The organism is Nocardia crassostreae (genome assembly GCF_001613405.1).
In the GTDB taxonomy this organism is placed as follows: Bacteria; Actinomycetota; Actinomycetes; order Mycobacteriales; family Mycobacteriaceae; genus Nocardia; species Nocardia crassostreae.
Window position 1 is genome coordinate 488,933 of record NZ_BDCH01000012.1, and the last position, 20,426, is coordinate 509,358.

The window sequence follows — 20,426 nt, forward strand, 5'->3', positions numbered from 1 at the left end:
GCCGATCCGAAACGATTGCGACCGGGAACTGGTGGCGGGGTCTACTCGGCCGATGCCGCCATCAGTTCCCGGTGATCGGCTGTCCAGCTTCAGGAGCCCAGGGCGTGGAGGGTGGTGCCTCGGCGCTCCAGGATGGTGGGGCCCACGGTGGCTAGGGAGATGGGTTCGTCGTGGTAGTCGGTGCGCTGCACGGTGATTCGGGAGCGCTGGGCGCCGGTGGCCGGATCGAGGGCGGCCAGGCCGCCGGGGACGGGGACGAGGATCTGGGCGGCGAGCAGGGCGGGGGTGCCTAGCACGTTCGGGACGCCCCAGAGCGGGTCGAAGGCGCTGGCATTGAGGGCGATGAGGGTGTCGCCGGTGAACAGGAAGTAGGCCGAGCTCAGGTGGGCGATGGCTGCGTCGTCCGCGAGTGGGGCCGAAAGCTGGTGTGTGGCAACCGGATTGCTGGAGATGTCGTAGACCGCGATTTGCGGTGCGGTGGAAGGGGTTCCGGGTAGGTAGAGCGCGATCCGGCTGTCGGACACCGCCAGTACGCGCGCACCCCCGACCGCGCCGCCGGGTTCGGTGAGGACGTGCGAACTGTATTCCTCCGGGACGGTGCCGTCCTTCGGGGCCGGATTGAGGACGGTGAGCCTATCGGCCTCGTCCTTCGGGCAGCGCTCCAGCACCGCGAGCCGACTGGGCGCCGAGGCCGCCGACACCAGCGTGCACCCGGTCCGGGGCTGCGTCCGGGGGTTCACCGGCGCGTCGACATACCCGTACTCCAGGGTGCGCACCAGATCGGAGCGCCACATCTCAAGGCGGTTCGCACCCAGCGCCAGCACATAGGTGCCGTCCGGCGTGAGCGTCACCGTATCGTCCATATAACTGGACCGCGCCGTCAGCCGCGCCCCGTTCTCGGCCGTCAACAGCGTGGTCTGACTACACCCGCGATCATCCCGATAAGTGGCGATCACCGTGCCGAACTGCACTTCGACCGCACACAGCGGCACATCCCGCTCGTACTTCCACACCTGCTCCCCGGTAACCGGATTCCGCCCGGTCACCGTGCCCCCCTCCCCGGTAATGGCCACCCCGCCCACCGCCAGCGACCGCTCCGCCGCCGAATCCGCCGTCCGCCACAACTCGTCCATCCCAGCAGGCAACTGCACCGAGGTAGGCGGCGCCGTCAACGTCTCCGTCGCGATCACCGACTCGGTCCCCCGCGCAGCACTGTTCCACCAGACCACACCCGCCGCGATCGCCAATAGAGCGGCAATCGCGACAGCGGTCAAAATATCGGCGCGTGTCCGCCGCTCCGGTGCGAGCACGTCAGCGAGACTAGCCGATCCGCCACACCCCCCGCCCAACCCGCCGCCACCCCTATCCGACAAACCCCAGTTCGCCCGCCCCCGAGCACCGCCCACGCCCGCACCTCCGGCATGTCCGCCATTCATGCGCGAGCGGTGATCAAGGCTGGTCGATTCGCGCCACGACGCCGCGGCGGCGACCACTGCGGACGGGGCGGTGCATGCACAACGCCGGGGCGGCGACGGCGGTGTCGGTTGTGGTTGAAGTGCTTTCGGCGCGGACTGGCCTGTGCGCGTGGAATATGGGAGCGGCAGGGCCGTTCCCGGTGGGGAACGGCCCTGCCGTCGATGTGGTGGACCGTGCCGCATGAATGCGGTTGTCCGGTGGTGCTTGCGGCGTTATGCCGAGGCGGCTACCGCGGTGTCGGTGGCGGTGGCTTCGCCGGTTACGTCGGCCTTTCGGCGACGCGGGCGGCGAACGGCAACGGGCTCGCTCGAATCACCCTCGGCGGCGGCCGATTCGGTGGTTTCGAGCGCGGCCTTTGTGGCGCGTCGCACCCGCTTCTTCGGTGCCTCGGCAACCTCTGCGGTTGCGGCGGCGTCGGAGTCGCTCACGGCTGCGGTGGTGGCCTTGGTGGTGCGGCGAGTGCGCTTCTTCGGCTCGACGGTCGCATCCGAATCGGCGGCGACGGCCGTGTCGGTTGCGGCCTCCGTTCCGATGGCCGCCGCATCGGCGGTCGTTGCGGTGCGGCGAGTCCGCTTGCGCGGTGCGGCCTTGACCGGCTCATCGGAGCTTTCGCCCGCTGTAACGGCGGTGGCGACCGCGGAGCCCGTGTCCGCCGAAGCGGTGACTGCGGCACCGGCGATGTCGGCGGAGCTGTTCACGGCCTCGGCCTCGGTCTTGGTGGTGCGGCGAGTGCGCTTGCGCGGCTCGGCCTTCGGCGCCGTGGCGACGGTGTCGGCGGCCTCGGTGACGGTGACCACGGCGTCGGCCGAATTGCCGTTCACGCTGGTGCCATTGGCCTCGGCGGCGATATTCGCCGTCGCCTCGGCCGCGGCGTTATCCGAAACCGCCGGGGTGTTCACACCATTGGCGGTGTCGGCCGTGCTCTTGCCGCGGCGGTTGCGGCTGGAGCGGGCGCCCGGCTCGGCATCGGCTTCGACCACGGCGTCGGCGGTGGTGGCTTCGGCCTCGACGGTGGTGTTCACTGTCGGGGTTTCGGCGGTGTCGCCATTGCCACCGCGGCGGCGGCGACGGCGGCGACGGCGGCGACGGCCGGGCTTGTCCGAGCCCTCGGCCGAATCAGCCTCGGGGGCAGGCGAATCGGTGGTCGACTCGGTGCTGTTCTCGCCCTCGAGGGGCTGGCCGCCGCGGGTGCGGCGGCGGTTGCGCTTACGGGGGGAGCGGGATTCGCGGTCGACGACGACGGCGTCCTCGTCGCGCTGCGGTTTGGGCTTGCGGATCTGGCCGGTGGAGCCCTCCGGAATGCCGAGTTCGGAATACAGGTGAGGGGAACGCGAATACGTTTCCACCGGTTCGGGGATGCCGAGGTCGAGGGCCTTGTCGATGGAGGCCCAGCGGTGCAGCTCGTCCCAGTCGACCAGGGTCACGGCCACACCCGCGCGACCCGCGCGGCCGGTGCGGCCGATGCGGTGGACGTAGGTCTTCTCGTCCTCGGGGCACTGGTAGTTGACCACGTGGGTGACATCGTCGATATCGATGCCGCGAGCGGCGACATCGGTGGCGACCAGGACGTCGATCTTGCCCTCGCGGAACTTCTTGAGTGCCTTCTCCCGGGCGATCTGCCCGAGGTCGCCGTGCACCGCGCCGACGGAGAAGCCGCGTTCGGCCAGATCGTCCGCCACCTTCTGCGCGGTGCGCTTGGTACGGGCGAAGATCATGGTCGCGCCACGTGTTTCGGCCTGCAGGACGCGGGCGAGCAGTTCGGTCTTGTCCAGCGCGTGCGCGCGGTAGACGAACTGCGCGATGCGGTCGTGCACCGCGGAATCGTGCGGCTCCTCGGCGCGAATATGGGTCGGCCGGTTCAGGAAGGTGCGGGCCAGGGTAATGATCGGGCCCGGCATGGTGGCCGAGAACAGCATGGTCTGACGCTGCTCGGGAACCATGGTGAGAATGCGCTCGATATCGGGCAGGAAGCCCAGATCCAGCATTTCGTCGGCCTCGTCGAGGACCAGCACCTGCACCTTGCCCAGGATCAGATGACCCTGCTGGGCGAGATCCAGTAGTCGTCCCGGCGTGCCGACCACGACATCCACGCCCGCGCGCAGCGCCGCGATCTGCGACTCGTACGGACGACCGCCGTAAATGGAGGTGACGCGCAGCTTGGTCAGATGCTTGGAGGCATTCTCCAGATCCTCGGTGACCTGGATGCACAGCTCACGGGTCGGCACGATGATCAGCGCGCGCGGCGTGCCGTCCAATTCGATGGTGCCGGAGCCGGAGGTGGTGATGCGGTGCAGCAGCGGCACACCGAATCCGAAGGTCTTGCCCATACCCGTGCGGGCCTGGCCGATGAGATCCTCGCCGGCCAGCGCTAGCGGCAGCGTGAGCTCCTGGATCGCGAAGGTGCGCTCGATGCCGATCTCGGCGAGCGACCGCACGATCTCGGGGCGCACGCCCAATTCGGCGAAGGTGGGAGCGGTGTGGGTTTCGTCGAGCTCGGCGGTCAGCAGCGTGTCGGCCAGACCGGGTTCCTGCTCTACGGTGATCTTGCTCAGGTTCTTGCCTTTCCTCGTTATCGCGTCTCGCGCGCACGAGGTGTGGGGCGGACCCGGGCGGTCCGCGACGACCACTGATCCGTTCTCGCCGCTGCGGGATGCCTGTCCGGGTTCGGGAGCATCGACCTGACGCGGCGCACAATGTTCGGATCGGAGTGCGCGCACATTTTCCGTGGACTGCGGGCGCTCGAGCGCCGGTTCATCGTGTATCCGGCAAACGCGTTCGAGCGGCAATTTCCACTGCCCAGGGAGATTGTAGCGGCATACGCCCTTCGCCCTGTTTTCCGCCACCGTTAATGGCGGGCGCTATTGCGCTGGTAGGCGCATTGCCGGACGAGGTTCGCATTCCGGGTGTTCGGTTTCGCAGCGTCGTCAAAGCCTGCGCCGCACGGCAATTGGGCCGCGCGCGGGGCATTCGTGTCCGGTTCCCGAGTTGGATTGCTCACATATGTGTTACAATCTGTATCGGATTATGCGAAGTTGTGCGGGTGAGCTTGGCAGACACCGTGACCACGGCCGCGCGCAATGCGTGGGCCTTGACCTTCGGCGACGGCATCGAGGCGCCGGAACCCACCCCCTCGACCGTACTGTCGGACGCGCCGCACCGCCTGCTGAGCCGCTACGACGGCGCCGACGCGGACGCCGACGCGGTGCTGCTGATCCCGCCGCTGGCCGCCCCGGCCTTCTGCTTCGATCTGCGCCCGGACCTGTCCATGGCCCGCTTCCTGCTCGACACCGGCCGCGTGCCGTACCTGGTCGACTACGGCGACATCACCTTCGACGACCGGCGCATGGGCTTCGAGACCTGGATCGACGACATCCTGCCCGAGGCCATCCGCCAGGTCTCCGCCGATCGCGGCGGCCGTCCCGTGGATCTGGTGGGCTGGTCCATCGGCGGCGTGCTCGAACTGCTGACCGCCGCCGCCGACCCGACCCTGCCGATCCGCTCCATCACCGCCGTCGGCGCACCGCTGAGCTACGACCACATGATCGGCGTCAAGGAACTGCGCCAACTGACCCGCCTGGACGGCGGCCGCACCGCCAGCGCCGCCATCCGCGCGGTGGGCGGGGTGTCCGCGCGGCTCACCCGCTTCGCCTACCGCGCCACCGCGTGGGATCGAGAGATCAAGCGCCCCTTCTTCATTGCGAGCAATCTCGCCGACACCGCGACGCTGGCGCGCATGGAGACCATTGACCGGTTCCAGAATTCGCTGCCCGGCTATCCGGGCCGTTTCTACAACCAGTTGTGGGGGCGTTTCATGCTCAACAACGACATCGGCAAGGGCGTGGTGCACCTGGGTGAGCGCCGCATCGCCCTGGCCGCTGTGAACGTCCCCGTGCTGCTGGTCGGCGGACCGGACGATGTGATCACCCGGGCCGCCGCCGTCGAGCACGGCCGCACCACACTGACCGGTGCGCCGGAGGTGCGATACGAGACCGCACCCGGTTCTCAACTCGGCATTCTCACCGCCCGCGACACCACGTGGACGTACCTGGACAAATTCCTGCGCGATCTCACTTGATCGTGGCGAACGGCCGGATGGCCTGCCACGACGTGCGATCCAGCTTGCCCAGCGTGTAGGCGTTGAGCATGACGTCGACGATCTGTCGTCCGATGAGCTCGTACACCGCCGCGGTGGGGTGTGCGAGATCGCTGGTGGTCATGGCGCGACGCAGCTTCGGCGGCAGCGTGTCCTGCTGTCCCAGGTAAACGACCGGGCCGTGCTCCTGAGCCAGCGGCGTGAGGTGGAAATCTCCGGCGTGGTCGGAGACGAATTGCATCCAGTCGGACATGGCGACGAACGAGATATTGGCCGGATTCGCGCCGGGCCCGTCGGTCGGCTTGGCGCCGGGTGGCGGCCAGTTCGTCGCCAGCTGCTTGAGCGCGAGGTTGAATTTCCGCACATTGTCGACGGCCTGCCGCGCAGATTCCTCGCCATTGTCGGCCACCATGTCCTGGAATCGCACGGAGACCAGCGGGCTGGGCAGGTCGACGAGGATGAAGTGCTCATGGGCGGGATTGGTCGGGAGCGAGTTGGGGATGAGATTCACAAGTTCCCAGATCTCGGTGATCAATGGCTCGATGCCGGTGCCCGCCTTGGGTTTCTTACCGTCCGGGCACGGTCGTTTCGCGGTGATGAGGTCGTTGAGACCGATCCAGACGACGTGCAGGGTCTGCCCGCTGTACTCGTGATCGGCGGTGTCGGCCAGGGTGTAGGTCTTGCGCCACGGGCGCTTCTTGCTCGGTGTGCCCTCCACTTGAATGTCCTCGCCCAGCAGTGTCAGGCGGGCATTGATATAGCGGTTGAACTGGTCTTTCAAATGGCCGAGTCCGGCGGGGCTGTAGTCGGAGCCCGCGATTGCGCCGCCTTCGGCGTAGTTCGCGTAGCGCACCGGGAGCCCTTGGCCGACATGGCTGCCGAGGACATTCGATTGCACGGCGGTCAGCGCTCGGTGTCCCTTGGTCAGGTTTTCGGTGTCGTCCTTGCTCGTGCCGATCAGTGATTGTCCGCCCATCCATTCGACGACGAAATCGGTCCAGTTCTTGCCGTCGCTGTAGCGGCCGACTTCATTGGTGCGCATGAGGTTCGCGGCGCGGGCGAAAACTCCGGCGGGCGAGGTCCGTTTGATGCCGATATCCGACAGGCTGTCGCCGAGGACGATGAGATTCTGAATTGCGGTGGGCGTGGGATGCATGGGAACTCCACAGTGATGTTTCGTACCGGTAGCCCCGAGTCGTCCGGTTCGATCATGAAATATTAAGTGCCGCAACGAATTACGGACAGCTCGAGGGTACGCCACCGACAGGTTGCCTGATGGGTGAATGCGGTTCACGGTTGCGGGCTAGGGTGGGGACCTATGGGAGCAAACTCGTCATTCGCGCTGGGCGCAGCGTCGGAGTCCGCCGACGGCCGGATCGCCGCCGACAATCCGGGGGTCACCGACCTTTTCGCGGTGCTCGCCTACGGTGAGATTTCCGCCTTCTACCGGCTCACCGAGGAGGCGAAGCTCTCGCCGACCCTGCGTGGCAAGGTGTCGGTCGCCAAGATGGCCGCCAATGAGATGGAGCATTTCCAGACCCTCGAACAGGCGCTGTCCGGTCGCGGTCACGACGTCTTCGACGCCATGGCCCCGTTCGTGCGGGCCCTGGACGTCTATCACGCCTCCACCGACCCCTCCACCTGGCTGGAGTCGATGGTCAAGTTCTATGTCGGCGACGGTATCGCCGCCGACTTCTACACCGAGATCGCCGGCGCCCTGACTCCCGAGGTCGCCGCCGTGGTGCGCGATGTGCTGGCCGAGACCGACTACTCCGAATTCGTGATCGAGGAGGTGCGCGGCGCCGTCGCGGCCAACCGCTCCGAGCGCGACCGGCTCACGCTGTGGGGCCGCCGACTGCTGGGCGAGGCCATTACGCAGGCGCAGTACGTCATGGCGCAGCGCGACGAGTTGACCGATCTGGTGCTGACCGTGACCGGCGACCTGAACGGCATTGCGCCGCTGTTCGAGCACATGCAGGACAGCCATGCCGAGCGCATGCGGGTGCTGGGTCTGGGCTAGTTGTTCGCTGACAGCGCAGGCGCTGGCCGCCGGTGGCTCGCGCCGCTGCGCTAGCGTTGGCACAGACAGCACAGGACTCTAGGTTCGGAGGTTGGCCGTGGAGGTCAAGATCGGTATTTCGGATAGCCCGCGGGAGCTGATCATCAACAGCTCGCAGACCCCGGAAGAGGTCGAGGCGGCGGTTACCGGTGCGCTCACGGGCGAGACCGGCGTCGTGGCGCTCACCGACGAGAAGGGCCGCAAGTACCTCATCCAGGCCAGCAAGGTCGCCTACGTGGAGATCGGCACCCCGTCCTCCGGCCGCGTGGGTTTCGCGGCTGTCTGATCGCCCCAAAAACGGTAATTGCCCCGCCGAGTTCGCTCGGCGGGGCAATTATTTTGGCTCTGTCCGGATCAGTCGATCGGATGCAGGGGTACGTGCTTCAGGCCGCCCCAGCACAATGCGACGGTGGTATCGACCGCTTCTTCCTTGGGAATCGGGCGATCGGCTTCCAGCCAGTAGCGCGCGCTGAACTGGCTCGCGCCGACCAGGCCCACGGCGAGCACGCGGGCGCGGTAGGGATCCAGTCCGGAATCGTGGGCGACGAGATCGAAGACCGCGTCCACGCACGCCTCGGTGGCCTGCTCCACACGCCGCCGCACCTGCGGCTCATTGGTGAGATCGGATTCGAAAACCAGTCGGAAACCCTGGGTTTCGTGATCGACGAAGTCGAAATACGCCTGCACGGCGGCCTTCACGCGCTGCTTGTTGTCGGTGGTGGAGCGCAGCGCCTGCCGCACGCTCGACACCAGGGCGTCGACATAATTCTGCAGTACCGCCAGGTACAGCTCGAGCTTGCTCGAGAAGTGCTGGTACAGCACGGGTTTGCTGACGCCCGCGCACTGCGAGATCTCGTCCATGCCCGCGGCGTGGTAGCCGCGTAGCACGAAGACTTCGCCGGCCGCCGCGAGTAGCTGAGCACGGCGCGCCTCGCGGGGCAGACGGGTGCCGCGCTTGCTCGGCGCCATGGCCTCGGATGACATGCGATGTGCGGTCATCCGGTCCACGAGGTCTGTCATTGTCCGAATCTCCCAGTCGATTCCCGGCGGGAAGGATGGCCACCGGGTATCTCACGAACGATACTCGCTCGGGGTGCCGATGCCGATCCAGGTTCCGAATATTTGGTGTGCTGGATGTTGCCGATCAGCACTGGATGTATCGATCGGCGCCGGATCGGAGATCGATCCGGAGTGTGCGATCGCTCCGTCGATTATGCGAGCCCGATCACAGAAGTGGAACTCTAATCCCGATTTGTGAGATCTGTCGCTATCCATAGGGGTTATCTCCGAGCAATAGGGGCTGCGACCCCGGCCCCCGAGTGCTCCCGTGCACTCTGTGAGAGTCTTGATTGGTGACCGACCATGGGGGCAGATCGTCCGCCAAACGCCGGGGGAGACCCAGCGGGCCGATCTACGATCCCCTCGGTCTCTACACCGACGGCGACGGATCGGGATCCGGCCCCTCCGGGCTGCCCGCCACCTCCGGTGACAGGCTGCCGCAGTATCAGCCGCTGCGGGCGCGCTGGGATCCCACCGCTCCCCCCGAGGACGCCCGGGTCCGGCAGCGACCGGAGCGGGAAACCAAGAAACAGAGTGCGCTGGGGCGGTTCGTCTCCACCTACGGCTGGCGGGCCTACGCGCTGCCGGTGCTGCTGGTGGTGACGGTGCTGGTGGCGGTGGACGCCCTGCGCGGCGGCGGTCAATCGGTCGCCGGAGTGCCCGGGTTCGGGCATTTGAGCGATATGGCCGACAAGACCGGCATCATCGGCGCACCGCCCAAGGGGGATGGCAAGTTCGCGGCCGATCTGCCGACCGGGACGGTCCCCGACGGCGGGCCCTTCACGGAGGCGGGCACGGGCGTCTGGCATGTGCTGCCGGGCGCCACCGCGCAGGTCGGCAGCGGCACCGACCACGTCTTCACCTATACCGTCGGGATCGAGGATGGCATCGACACCTCCGCCTACGGCGGTGACCCCTCGGTGGTCCGCATGGTCGATGCGACGCTGTCCAATCCCAAGAGCTGGAGCCAGGATTCGCGTTTCGCGTTCCGGCGCGTCGATGGCGGCGATCCGGATTTCCGCATCTCGCTGACCTCCCGGCAAACCACGCGCACGGCGTGCGGATTCGAGATCCCCATCGATTCCTCGTGCTACAACGCCGATCTCGGCCGTGTGCTGCTGTCCGAGGCGCGCTGGGTGCGCGGGGTGCTGTCCTTCGAGGGCGATATCGGCTCCTATCGCCAATATCAGATCAATCACGAGGTCGGGCACGCTATCGGCTATCACGAGCACCAGCCCTGCGAGACCGACGGCGGCCTGGCGCCGATCATGATGCAGCAGACCTTCGGCACCAAGAACAGCGAGATCGCGGCGGCGGATCCGCACGGCGTGGTGCCCATGGACGCCCGCAAGTGCCGTTTCAATCCCTGGCCCTACCCGCGCGGCTAGCCCTGCCGGTTTTCCGGCGGCGATCGGGGCCTAGGCTGCGGGAAGAACACTCCGGTCCGCGGTGTTGCATCTGTGGCCGCGAGTATTCGGCGAATTCGATTGAGGAGTCCGCAAGCGTGACAGCATCGCATCAGTCCCTGCCGCCCCTGGTGGAACCGGCCGCGGAGCTGACCCGGGACGAGGTCGCCCGCTACAGCCGTCACCTGATCATTCCCGATCTCGGGGTCGACGGGCAGAAACGCCTGAAGAACGCCCGGGTGCTGGTCATCGGCGCCGGCGGTCTCGGTTCCCCGGCTCTGCTCTATCTGGCCGCCGCTGGTGTCGGCACGCTCGGCATTGTCGAATTCGACGAGGTCGACGCGTCCAATCTGCAGCGTCAGATCATTCACGGCGAATCCGATATCGGCCGCAGCAAGGCCGATTCCGCGCGCGATTCCATTCTGGAGATCAACTCCGGAATCACCGTCGAGCTGCACAAGATTCGCCTCGAGCCCGATAACGCCATCGAGCTGTTCTCGCGCTACGACCTGATCGTGGACGGCACCGATAATTTCGCCACCCGCTATCTCGTCAACGATGCGGCGGTGCTGGCCGGTAAGCCCTATGTCTGGGGCTCCATCTACCGCTTCGAGGGCCAGGTCTCCGTCTTCTGGGAGGACGCGCCCGACGGCCGCGGGATCAACTACCGCGACCTCTACCCCGAGGCCCCGCCGCCGGGCATGGTCCCCTCCTGCGCCGAGGGCGGCGTGCTGGGCGTGCTGTGCGCCTCCATCGGCTCGATCATGGTGACTGAGGCCATCAAGCTGATCACCGGTATCGGCGACCCGCTGCTGGGCCGTCTGATGGTCTACGACGCACTCGACATGAGCTACCGGACGATCAAGCTGCGCCGCGATCCGGAGCGCGAGCCCATTACCGAGCTCATCGACTACGACGCCTTCTGCGGCGTGGTCTCGGAGGAGGGTCAGGCCGCCGCCATCGGCTCGACCGTCACCGCCCGCGAACTCAAGGAGATGCTGGACGCGGGTAAGCCCGTCGCCCTCATCGACGTTCGCGAACCGGTGGAATGGGACATCGTCCGCATCGACGGCGCGACGCTCATTCCGAAGGACCGCATCCTCACCGGTGAGGCCCTGGCGGAGCTGCCGCAGAACACCCCGATCGTGTTGCACTGCAAGACCGGTATACGTTCCGCGGAAGCCCTCGCGGCGCTGAAGAACGCGGGTTTCTCCGATGCGACGCATCTGCAGGGCGGCATCATCGCCTGGGCCAATCAGGTCGATCCGTCGCTGCCGGTGTACTGATCCGTTCCCGAATTACGCTGCGGTGATGGCGAATTGATCTTCGCCATTACCCAGTTTCGTTGCGCGCCATCGTGAGTTCACCCGGCTTCGCTGTGCTGGTCCGGTACGGACGAGGAGGCGGCGATGGTCAACGAACGAATGCGCGCGGACGCCGAGACAATGCTCGACGGTCTGGCGCGGCAATTGGAAGGCATCGCGCAGCTGCAGGCGCGGCGCGCGGAGCTGACGGCGACGGCGACGGCCTGCGCCCGGCGCATCCGGGTGACCGTCAATGCCGACGGGCTGCTCATTCGCACCGAATTCGCCGATGACATAGCCGATCTCAGCTATGCGGAGATCGCGGCGGCCATGACCGGCGCGGTGCAGGCCGCCGCGTCGGAGGTGAACGCCAAGTGGCGGGAGCTCATGGCTCCGCTGCAGCAGGAACGGCTTCGCCTGCCGAAGCTGTCCGACATTGTCGAAGGCGCACCGGATCTGGGATCCCTGCTGCCCCCGCCGCCCGCGCCGCCGACCCGGGTGGACCGGCCGCCGCCGCCGGTCGAGCGGGAGTCGGCCGCCCCGAACTCGGCGGTGGCGGAAGCGGGCTGGTGACCGCGTGACACTGTACTGCGCACCGGAACTGCGCTGGGTGGCCTGGTTGACGGGCAACAGCTGGCCCGACGGCGACGAAGACCGTATGTGGGATATCGCCGATGACTGGCAGCAGGCCGCGGACACCCTGCGTGCGTTGCTGAAAGACATCGACACCGCCAAAAAGGCTGCGCTGGAGGCCTATCCGTCCGGTGCGGGACACGATGCCATCGGCACGGCCTTCGATCTTGTCCGCTCCGGCGACCAGTCGGTGGAGGCGCTGGTCAAGGTGTGCGAGGAAGTGCGCAATTCCGTCTTCGACACCGCCACCGAAATCCAGGCCACCAAGCTCACGATCATCATGTCGTGGGTGGCGCTGGCCATCGAAATCACATGGGCGTGGCTGTTCCCGCCCACCGCTCCGGCGGTGCAGTCCGCCGCCATCGCCGCGACCCGCTCGTTCCTCTCCCGCGTGGAGAAAGCGATGCAGGACGCCATTACCAAGTTTTTCGCGAAGCTGGGGCCCAAGGTGTCCGGATTCATCGGCACGTACTCGGTGAAAATCCTGGAATCGGCATTGATTTCGGCGGCGATGGACGGCATGGTGCAGGGCGGCCAGCTCGCGGCCGGGACGCGCCGCCATTTCGACGCCAAGCAGTTCGGCGCCTCCGTCATGGGTTCGGTGGTCTCCACCATCCCGGGCCGGGAGTTCGCCAAATTCCTGGGCAAGAGCGATAAGTGGTTCGGCGATACGCTCGGCAACATGCGCGGCGGCGCGGTGCTGCGCGGCACCGCCATCGGCATCGGCGCGGGCGCGATGAGCACCGTCTTCAGCGCGCTCGGTGCCGCAACCGTCACCGGCAAGGTGGATCTCGCCTCCCCGGAGAGCTGGGTCGGCGGTATGGCGCGCGGCGGGCTGGTCGGCGGCGCGCGCGGCGGTTTCACCGTGGGCAAGGTGCCCGCCAATGGTCGAATGGGTCCGTGGAAAGGGGTATTCCGTACCAGCGACAGCCCGAGCGGCGGTCCCGGCGGATCCCGCCCGCCCTCGGAGCACAGCATGCACACTCTGAGCCCGCGCCCCACGGCCGACGGCTCGGCCCCGCACTCCACCCCGGACGCCCCGCCGCGCGCCGCCACCCCCGATGCCCAGCCGAACCGGCAACCACCCACATCCTGGGATTCCTCGTCCGACAACCCGAGCTTCGCCTCGCGCCCCGAAAGCGTCACCACCACGACGTCGCCCAGCGCGGGCGCCGCCACCCCGGGAAGCGGCGCATCATCGCAACACGCCAGTTCGCCACAGCCTTCCGCAGCGGGCAATCCCACTGGGGCGGGCGGTGGTTCGGCAACCGGCAGCGCTGGGCCGTCGGTGCATGCTGGTTCGGGTTCGAATCAGTCCGGTGCACCCGGTGGGGCGGACGGTTCGACGCCGCGGCCCGGGGCGGTCGCCGACCACCGCGCTGAGGTGCCCGGCCGGGATCGGCTGGGACCGGCGGAGGATATGAAGTCCAAGACGCGACCCAAGGTGGTGTGGGACCAGCCGGTGTGGCCCACCAAGGTTCAGGCCGCGCCCGCGCCGGACAAGGGCATCTGGCTGGCGGGGCAGCAGCCGCAATCGGTGAATTCGCCGCCGGTCGGGGTGGTGTCCGAGGTGGATGTCGCCTTCACCATGAGCGCCGGTGGCACTGCGCCGCAGCCTGATTCGACGAATACGAACCGCAAGGAGGAGTGATCATGGCCGATCGGGTCGAGGTGGACACCGTGAAGTTGCGCAAGGCCGCGTACGCGACGGCGGCGATCAACGGCCGGATCAGCGGGGCGCTCACGACATTGAAGGCGAATCTCGCCGCCCGGGGTGCGCCGTGGGGCGACGATAAATTCGGGAAGACGTTCGCTGACGGGGCCGAGCAGCAACCGGGCTATCTCGCCATCCGGGATACCGTCACCACGGGCATCGGGGCTATGGCGGATACGTTTGCCGGGTTCGCCGATGGGCAGTTCACGGCGGCCGACAAATTCGACGGCGCGGACGGGTTCAGCCGGGATTCCTTCGATCGCAAGCAGTGAGGTTATCGCCGCCGACCTGGCGGTTTCTCGGTGTGGCTTCTCTTTCGAAAACGGGGACAGCGGTACCGTACGCGCGTGACCATGACTGCTGTGGAACCTCCCGAGCACGTGCGGGCGACCTTCGGGTTGCGCGAGGAAGCGCCGGTTCCGCTGGGGAACTGGGACGGCGGGTGGCGGTGCGGCGATGTGGTGCTGAGCCCCGTCACCGATCACGCGCGGGCCGCCTGGTCGGCCAAGGTGCGGGAGAACCTGCGGGTGGACGGGCTGAGGCTGGCGCGGCCGGTGCGCGCCACCGACGGGCGGTACGTGGTGTCGGGCTGGCGGGCGGACACCTATTTGGAGGGGACGCCGGAACCGCGGCACGACGAGGTGGTGTCGGTCTCGCTGCGACTACATCAGGTGACCGCGCAATTGGAGCGGCCGCGGTTCCTATCGCAGCCGCCGATCGCGCCGTGGGCGGATGTGGATGTGTTCGCGGCCGCGGATCGCGCGGCCTGGGAGGCGGTGCCGCTGCGCAGCCTCAAACTGGGGGGCATGCTCCCGGCGACCTCGCCGGACGGGGATCGCAGTCTGCACATGATCACGCAGCTGTCCACGCTGCGGAAGCCGGTGACCTCGCCGTCGCAGCTGGTGCACGGCGATCTGTTCGGAACCGTGCTGTTCTCAGGGACTTTCGCGCCGGGGCTGACCGATATCACCCCGTACTGGCGGCCCGCGCCGTGGGCCGCGGCGGTCATCGTGGTGGATGCGCTGTCCTGGGGCGGCGCGGACGACGGGCTCATGGAGCGCTGGCGTGATCTGCCCGAATGGCCGCAGATGCTGGTGCGCGCGGTCATGTTCCGGCTCGCGGTGCACGCCTTGCATCCGAGATCGACGCCGGAAGCCTTCCCGGGCCTGAACCGTACCGCCGATATGGTGCGACTCATTCTCTAGCGCCGAAAACGACTGTCGCGCCGAGCGGACGGATCCGCTCGGCGCGACAGGCTTTCCCTTGCAGGGGGTCTAGACGTTGGCGTAGGCCAACGACGGCGCGCGGTTCACCGCGAAGGACGACCGCAGGTAGAACCACCAGGTCGCCACCGCCATAGCGAGGAAGATACCGGAGTAGGCGAAGAATGCCGGATCCATGCTCTTGAAGTTGATATTGGACAGGCGCAGCGCCTGCTGCACCAGCCAGCCGCCGGAGGCGCCCACTGCGCCGATGACGCCGATGGCCGCACCCGCTTGGCGCTTGGCCGAGGCCAGCGCCGTCGTGATGTCCTCACCGTGCTCGGAGGCGTACCGCCGGGCCTCGGCCGAGAAGATCATGGGGATCATCCGGTAGGTGGAGCCGTTGCCGATGCCGGTGAGGACGAACAGCAGCAGGAACGCGGTCAGGTAGAGCGGGAAGCTCTTGGCCGCCAAGGCCGCGACGATCAGCAGGGTCGCCACCGACATGCCGCCGAACACATACAACGTGATCTTGGCGCCGCCGATCTTGTCGGAGACCATGCCGCCGAACGGGCGGCTGAACGATCCGACCAGCACGCCAAGGAAGGCCAGATTGCCCAGCGTGCTCATCCACCCGATCTTGGCCATATCCGGGAAGTTGGCCTTGAGCAGCGTGGGGAAGGCGAACGAGAAGCCGATGAAGGAGCCGAAGGTGCCGATGTAGAGCACCGACATGATCCAGGTGTGGCGGTTGGCCAGCGCCAGCTTGTAGGACTTCCCATCGGATTTCGCGCTCGAGATGGAGTCCATGTAGCGCAGCGCGCCGAACATGGCGACCAGGATGAACGGAATCCACACCAGTACCGCGAGGGTGATGCCGAAGCGGTACCCGGCCGCGTCCTTGGCCATGATGTGCGTGCCGAGGGTGATGATCAGCGGGACGAACAGTTGGGTCTGGGCCACGCCGAGGTTACCGCCCGCGGCGTTGATGCCAAGGGCCGCACCCTTTTTCCCCTCGGGGAAGAAGAAGTTGATATTCGCCATGGACGAGGAGAAGTTGCCGCCGCCGACACCGGCGATGGCGGCCAGCAGCAGGAACACCCACATCGGCGTGCCGGGCTGATTGATGAAGAAGGCGACACCCAGGGTCGGCAGCAGCAGCATGGCCGCGCTGAACATGGTGAATGCCCGCCCGCCGAACTTCGGAATCGCGAAGGTGTACGGGATGCGCAGGGCCGCGCCGACCAGGGTGGGGGTCGAGGTCAGCAGCAGGGCATTGCTGACGGCGGTCGGATTGCCCTTGCCGAGGCCTTCCAGGAACGGGAACCCGGCCGCGCCCATGGCGGTCACGATGCTGCCCCAGATCACCCAGACGCTGAACCCGAGATTTTCTGCGAATACCGAGAAGATGAGATTTTTGCGGGCTGTTTGTTTACCCCCTTTTTCCCAGAATTCATTGTTGTCCGGTTCCCAGTGGTCGATCCACCGGCCGCGTTTCTGATATTGGAATGTCGTCGCCGACGCCTCAACCGTTGCCATGAGCAGCGTTCCTCTCGAGCGGTTCGACCGCCCTCATCGTGGCGTCCCGTGCGGAAAAGGGTTGCGGGACGGTCCCTGCGGTCGCGTACCACCGTACGAAGCGAGGATTACGCGGACATGGCATTGGGTGACGAGCGAGGTAATTCCGGCTCACGCGCCGAGACGCGCCGTGGTGACCTTTCGGTTACTCGGAAGATTTATCGCGTGTCCGGATATTCGGCGATCATCGAGCCGAAGAAGCAACTGGCCGTGCGGGCGGCGCGGTCGGCATCGCCCTCGATGACAGCTTGCACCAGATCGACGTGCTCCGCGTGATAGGCCTCCCCGGCCTTCTCCGAGCGTGCCCGGATGCCTGCCTCGATGACCGGCAGCAGGGAGTCGTAGAACTCAAGATACACTGCATTGTGGCTCGCGACCACGATGGCGCGGTGCAGTTGCACATCGGCGGTGATGGCGGCCTCGAGGTCGTCGTCCCACGCCTTGTGCCGCTCCTCGAGCAGTTGCTGCAGGTTGGCGATATCGACATCGTCGCGGCGGCGCGCGGCGAGCGCGGCGGCGGTGGTGTCGAGGGCCTGGCGCAGCTCCAGGAGGTCGCGCTGCTGGGCGTCGGCGAAGTACTCGGTGAGGGTGCCGCCGAGGGTGGAGGTCGAGATCACATAGGTGCCCGAGCCCTGACGGCGCTCCAGCATGCCCGCGTGCACGAGGGCCTGGACGGCCTCGCGCACGGTATTTCGGCCGGTGCCGGTGAGCTCGGTGAGCTCCGGTTCGGTGGGGATGCGTGAGCCCACGGCCCAACGGCCGGAGCGTATTTCGGCACGAAGCTGCTCTGTCACCTGGGCGATGAGGTTCGTGCGCCGGACTGGTTGCACGCCTGACAGCGTACCGTGCCTCATATTCTTTGCATCACATCATCGGGTCATCCTATGATTTGCTGGTGACTGTGACGACGAATGAAACCCTGGCCCCCGGACGGGGCCTTTCTTCTGCCACCCGGCAGAAGAGCCTCGTCGACCTGCGGCGCGATCGGAAACGCTCTCTGTTCGAGGGGCGTTTGCTGGTGCTCGCCGCCATTGTCATATCGGCGCTCACCCTGCGTGTCGCCGTCACCGCCTTCTCCCCGCTGGCCACCGAGATCGGTCAGGCCATGGGGTACTCGGTCACCATCGTCGGCGTCTTCGGCATGCTGCCCACCCTCATGTTCGCCATCGCGGGCCTGCTCACGCCCATCCTGGCGCGCGGTCTCGGTCTGGAGACCACCGCGCTGATCGCCATGCTCATGGCGGGTTTGGGCAGCGCGGTGCGCGCGGTCGTCCCCAATACCTGGGAGCTGCTTGCCTTCTCGGCGCTGGCGCTGGCCGGTATGGGCATCGGCAATGTGGTGATCCCGCCGCTGGTGAAGCGGTACTTCTCCGATCGGCTGGCCGTCCTCAGCTCGGTCTACATCCTCATGGTGCAGCTGGGCACCGTCATTCCGGCCATGATCGCGGTGCCGGTCGCGGAGGCGCACGGCTGGCGGTTCTCGCTGGGCATGTGGGCGGTGCTGGGCTTCGCGGCCGCGCTGCCGTGGCTGGGCGTGCTGCGCATCCGCCGGGCGCATGCCCGCGCGGACAGCACCGATATGCCCGTCGAGCCCGCCGAGGCCGCCGGTCAGGCCTGGCGCTCGCCGCTGGCCTGGGGCATGGCCCTCATGTTCGGCATGACCTCGCTCATTACCTATTCGCTGTTCACCTGGATGCCGACGATCTTCTCCGATGCGGGCGCCAGCGCCTCCTTCGGCGGCAGCATGGTCGGCATCTTCGCGCTCATCGGCCTGGTGGCCGCGCTGTCCGCGCCGGTGGTGGTGGGCCGCATGCGCAATCCGTTCCCGGTCGTGATCGGTTGTGCGCTCTGCTATTTCGTGGGTTTCGCGGGCATCCTGATCGCTCCCATGAGCGCGCCGCTGGCATGGGTGTTGCTGCTGGGCCTGGGCCCGTCGACCTTCCCCATGGCGCTGACGCTGATCAATATGCGCACCCGCACGGGCGCCGGATCGGCCGCGCTGTCCGGGTTCACGCAGGGCGTCGGCTACACCGTGGCATGCGTCGGCCCGCTGCTGTTCGGCGCGCTGCACACGATGACCGGAGGTTGGCTGGCCCCCTTCGGATTCCTCGTGATCGCCGTGTTCGTCATGCTCGGCGGCGCGTGGCTGGCCTGCAAGCCGCACATGCTCGAGGACACCTGGGCATAATCTCTCGGTTCGAGTTGCCGACCGGTGAGGTATTCGCCATGCTGTGTGGCGGATGCCTCACCTCACCGCGGTTTCGATCGGGATCAAGGGTTTCGTTATCAACGGAAACCCTTGTGTCATATGGACGAAACATACCGCCCATTCTCACGACGTTTCCCCGTGATTCGTGAGCAACCGTTGATTTTCCCGACATTTCGCGCAGCATTGCGGCAATACCGCTTCCCTACCTTGAGGTCATCCAGATTTCAGGAGGGCCGAGTTGAAGTTGCTGACGCGCAATCGCGACATCGAACACTGGGATGCCGAGGACACCGAGGCATGGGAAGCCGGTGGTAAGAACATTGCTCGCCGCAATCTGATCTGGTCGGTGTTCGCCGAGCACATCGGCTTCTCGGTGTGGACGATCTGGTCGGTCATGGTGCTGTTCATGCCCGCCGACGTCTTCGGAATCGATCCCGCGGGCAAGTTCTTCCTGGGCGCGGTGCCGACCCTGGTCGGCGGCTTCATGCGTATCCCGTACACCGTCGCGACCGCCAGGTTCGGCGGGCGCAACTGGACCATCTTCAGCGCCCTGGCGCTGCTGATTCCGACGCTGCTGACGCTGTACTTCATCAACCAGCCCGGCACCTCGTACACGACCTTCCTGATCGTGGCGGCCTTCGCGGGCCTCGGCGGCGGCAACTTCTCCTCGTCGATGTCCAATATCAATGTCTTCTACCCGCAGCGGCTCAAGGGCTGGGCGCTGGGCCTGAACGCGGGCGGCGGCAATATCGGCGTCCCGGTCATCCAGTTGATCGGCCTGGCGGTCATCGCGACCCTGGGCAATGCCTACGGCAATGCCTCGGTGGTGTGCGCGGTCTACCTGGTGCTCATCGTGGTGGCGGCGACCGGCGCGGCGCTGTACATGGACAATGTCCGCAATCAGAAGGCCGATCTGTCCTTCATGATCACGGCGCTGAAGGTGCCGCAGTCCTGGGCCATCGCCTTCCTCTACATCGGCACCTTCGGTTCGTTCATCGGCTACAGCTTCGCCTTCGGCCAGGTGCTGCAGATCAACTTCAAGACCGGCGGCGCGACCGCCGCGCAGGCCGCCCTGCACGCCGCGTCGATCGCCTTCATCGGCCCGCTGCTGGGTTCGCTGGCGCGGCCGTACGGCGGCAAGTGGGCCGATCGCATCGGCGGCGCCCGGGTCACCCTCCTGATGTTCGGCGCCATGACCGCGGCCGCCGCGCTGGTGGCGACGGCCTCCGCCCTCGGCGATGCCGCGGGCCGCCCCACCGGTGCGGTGCTGGGCCTGCTCATCGCCGGATTCATTGCCCTGTTCGTCATCTCCGGGACTGCCAACGGCGCGGTCACCAAGATCATCCCCTCGGTGTTCGAGGCGAAATCCCACAGCCTGCCCGGTGATTCGAAGTCCCGCGCGGCCTGGGCGCAGAACACCTCCGGCGCGCTCATCGGCTTCGTCGGCGCCATCGGCGCGCTCGGCGGCGTCGGCATCAACCTGATGCTGCGCTCCTCCTATGCGAGCACTGCCTCGGCGACCACGGCCTTCTGGGTGTTCACGGCCTTCTACGTGGTCTGCGCCGCGGTCTGTTTCGCGGTCTTCCTGCGCCGCCCCGGCGCTGCCGAGGCCGACTCCGATGTCGTCGTCGAGGCCGAAGCCCTGGTGCTGGAAGCCGAAGCCACCTCCACGTCCACGGCGCGAGCCTGATCG

The 20,426-nt window shown here is 67.0% G+C and carries 16 protein-coding genes and 1 pseudogene; 11 read left to right on the top strand and 6 right to left on the bottom strand.

Features of this window, described 5'->3' with window-relative positions; genetic code table 11:
• Nucleotides 1–89 precede the first annotated feature (89 nt).
• Together NC4_RS09075 and NC4_RS09080 are read right to left on the bottom strand one after the other, a co-directional pair.
• A complete protein-coding gene (locus NC4_RS09075; RefSeq protein ID WP_067534939.1) occupies nt 90–1,310 on the bottom strand; it encodes an Rv3212 family protein in 1,221 nt (406 codons plus the stop codon).
• A 1,164-nt stretch (nt 1,311–2,474) separates the two neighbouring features.
• Nucleotides 2,475–4,049 (bottom strand): annotated as a pseudogene (locus NC4_RS09080) (DEAD/DEAH box helicase); the annotation flags it as partial.
• Between the two features lie 467 nt (nt 4,050–4,516).
• Between NC4_RS09080 and NC4_RS09085 the strand changes: the two are divergent.
• Nucleotides 4,517–5,551: an alpha/beta hydrolase gene (locus NC4_RS09085; RefSeq protein ID WP_067536039.1), complete on the top strand. Its 1,035-nt coding sequence runs from the start codon at nt 4,517–4,519 to the stop codon at nt 5,549–5,551.
• Here the strand turns inward: NC4_RS09085 and NC4_RS09090 are convergent.
• Nucleotides 5,544–6,725, bottom strand: a complete 1,182-nt coding sequence (locus tag NC4_RS09090) for an SGNH/GDSL hydrolase family protein (RefSeq protein ID WP_067534942.1) — start codon at nt 6,723–6,725, stop codon at nt 5,544–5,546. The genes NC4_RS09085 and NC4_RS09090 overlap by 8 nt on opposite strands.
• A gap of 162 nt (nt 6,726–6,887) precedes the next feature.
• Here NC4_RS09090 and NC4_RS09095 point away from each other — a divergent pair, with 162 nt between their 5' ends.
• Both NC4_RS09095 and NC4_RS09100 read left to right on the top strand, forming a co-directional pair.
• Nucleotides 6,888–7,589: a ferritin-like fold-containing protein gene (locus tag NC4_RS09095; RefSeq protein WP_157554408.1), complete on the top strand. Its 702-nt coding sequence runs from the start codon at nt 6,888–6,890 to the stop codon at nt 7,587–7,589.
• Between the two features lie 97 nt (nt 7,590–7,686).
• Nucleotides 7,687–7,914: a DUF3107 domain-containing protein gene (locus NC4_RS09100; RefSeq protein WP_067534945.1), complete on the top strand. Its 228-nt coding sequence runs from the start codon at nt 7,687–7,689 to the stop codon at nt 7,912–7,914.
• A gap of 68 nt (nt 7,915–7,982) precedes the next feature.
• Here the strand turns inward: NC4_RS09100 and fasR are convergent, their stop codons facing one another.
• Nucleotides 7,983–8,648, bottom strand: coding sequence for an HTH-type transcriptional activator FasR (fasR, locus tag NC4_RS09105; protein WP_067534947.1), 666 nt, complete (start codon nt 8,646–8,648; stop codon nt 7,983–7,985).
• A gap of 332 nt (nt 8,649–8,980) precedes the next feature.
• On the opposite strand from fasR, the gene NC4_RS09110 reads away from it, so the two are divergent.
• The 6 genes from NC4_RS09110 to NC4_RS09135 all read left to right on the top strand — a co-directional run bounded on the left by NC4_RS09110 (nt 8,981) and on the right by NC4_RS09135 (nt 14,949).
• The gene (locus NC4_RS09110) at nt 8,981–10,075 is read left to right on the top strand and encodes a DUF3152 domain-containing protein (protein ID WP_439957490.1); all 1,095 of its coding nucleotides are present in this window, start codon (nt 8,981–8,983) and stop codon (nt 10,073–10,075) included.
• Nucleotides 10,076–10,191: 116 nt separating this feature from the next.
• Complete coding sequence (gene moeZ / locus NC4_RS09115) at nt 10,192–11,379, top strand: adenylyltransferase/sulfurtransferase MoeZ (RefSeq protein ID WP_067534950.1); 1,188 nt, start codon at nt 10,192–10,194, stop codon at nt 11,377–11,379.
• Nucleotides 11,380–11,502: 123 nt separating this feature from the next.
• Entirely contained in the window at nt 11,503–11,970 is a 468-nt protein-coding gene (locus NC4_RS09120; protein ID WP_067534953.1) for a YbaB/EbfC family nucleoid-associated protein, read from the top strand.
• Between the two features lie 4 nt (nt 11,971–11,974).
• Nucleotides 11,975–13,681, top strand: a complete 1,707-nt coding sequence (locus NC4_RS09125) for a WXG100-like domain-containing protein (RefSeq protein ID WP_067534956.1) — start codon at nt 11,975–11,977, stop codon at nt 13,679–13,681.
• Between the two features lie 2 nt (nt 13,682–13,683).
• On the top strand, nt 13,684–14,016 hold the full coding sequence (locus tag NC4_RS09130) for a hypothetical protein (RefSeq protein ID WP_157554410.1): 333 nt from the start codon (nt 13,684–13,686) through the stop codon (nt 14,014–14,016).
• A gap of 81 nt (nt 14,017–14,097) precedes the next feature.
• Complete coding sequence (locus tag NC4_RS09135; protein WP_067536049.1) at nt 14,098–14,949, top strand: TIGR02569 family protein; 852 nt, start codon at nt 14,098–14,100, stop codon at nt 14,947–14,949.
• Nucleotides 14,950–15,018: 69 nt separating this feature from the next.
• Here NC4_RS09135 and NC4_RS09140 read toward each other — a convergent pair whose 3' ends face one another.
• Nucleotides 15,019–16,485 carry an MFS transporter gene (locus NC4_RS09140; protein ID WP_067534962.1) on the bottom strand — a complete coding sequence of 489 codons (1,467 nt, stop codon included), beginning with the start codon at nt 16,483–16,485 and terminating at the stop codon, nt 15,019–15,021.
• Between the two features lie 197 nt (nt 16,486–16,682).
• Entirely contained in the window at nt 16,683–17,354 is a 672-nt protein-coding gene (locus NC4_RS09145) for a FadR/GntR family transcriptional regulator (protein ID WP_067534964.1), read from the bottom strand.
• A 143-nt stretch (nt 17,355–17,497) separates the two neighbouring features.
• Here NC4_RS09145 and NC4_RS09150 point away from each other — a divergent pair, with 143 nt between their 5' ends.
• Both NC4_RS09150 and NC4_RS09155 read left to right on the top strand, forming a co-directional pair.
• Nucleotides 17,498–18,712 carry an MFS transporter gene (locus tag NC4_RS09150; protein ID WP_067536053.1) on the top strand — a complete coding sequence of 405 codons (1,215 nt, stop codon included), beginning with the start codon at nt 17,498–17,500 and terminating at the stop codon, nt 18,710–18,712.
• 259 nt (nt 18,713–18,971) lie between these two features.
• On the top strand, nt 18,972–20,423 hold the full coding sequence (locus NC4_RS09155) for a nitrate/nitrite transporter (RefSeq protein ID WP_157554412.1): 1,452 nt from the start codon (nt 18,972–18,974) through the stop codon (nt 20,421–20,423).
• The last annotated feature ends 3 nt before the right edge of the window (nt 20,424–20,426 follow it).

What these genes read in the sequence shown, in the direction of transcription:
- NC4_RS09130 (WP_157554410.1), top strand. Translation starts at nt 13,684, where the DNA reads ATGGCCGATCGGGTCGAGGTGGACACCGTGAAGTTGCGCAAGGCCGCG.
- NC4_RS09135 (WP_067536049.1), top strand. Translation starts at nt 14,098, where the DNA reads ATGACTGCTGTGGAACCTCCCGAGCACGTGCGGGCGACCTTCGGGTTG.
- fasR (WP_067534947.1), bottom strand. Translation starts at nt 8,648, where the DNA reads ATGACAGACCTCGTGGACCGGATGACCGCACATCGCATGTCATCCGAG.
- NC4_RS09090 (WP_067534942.1), bottom strand. Translation starts at nt 6,725, where the DNA reads ATGCATCCCACGCCCACCGCAATTCAGAATCTCATCGTCCTCGGCGAC.
- NC4_RS09095 (WP_157554408.1), top strand. Translation starts at nt 6,888, where the DNA reads ATGGGAGCAAACTCGTCATTCGCGCTGGGCGCAGCGTCGGAGTCCGCC.
- NC4_RS09120 (WP_067534953.1), top strand. Translation starts at nt 11,503, where the DNA reads ATGGTCAACGAACGAATGCGCGCGGACGCCGAGACAATGCTCGACGGT.
- NC4_RS09140 (WP_067534962.1), bottom strand. Translation starts at nt 16,485, where the DNA reads ATGGCAACGGTTGAGGCGTCGGCGACGACATTCCAATATCAGAAACGC.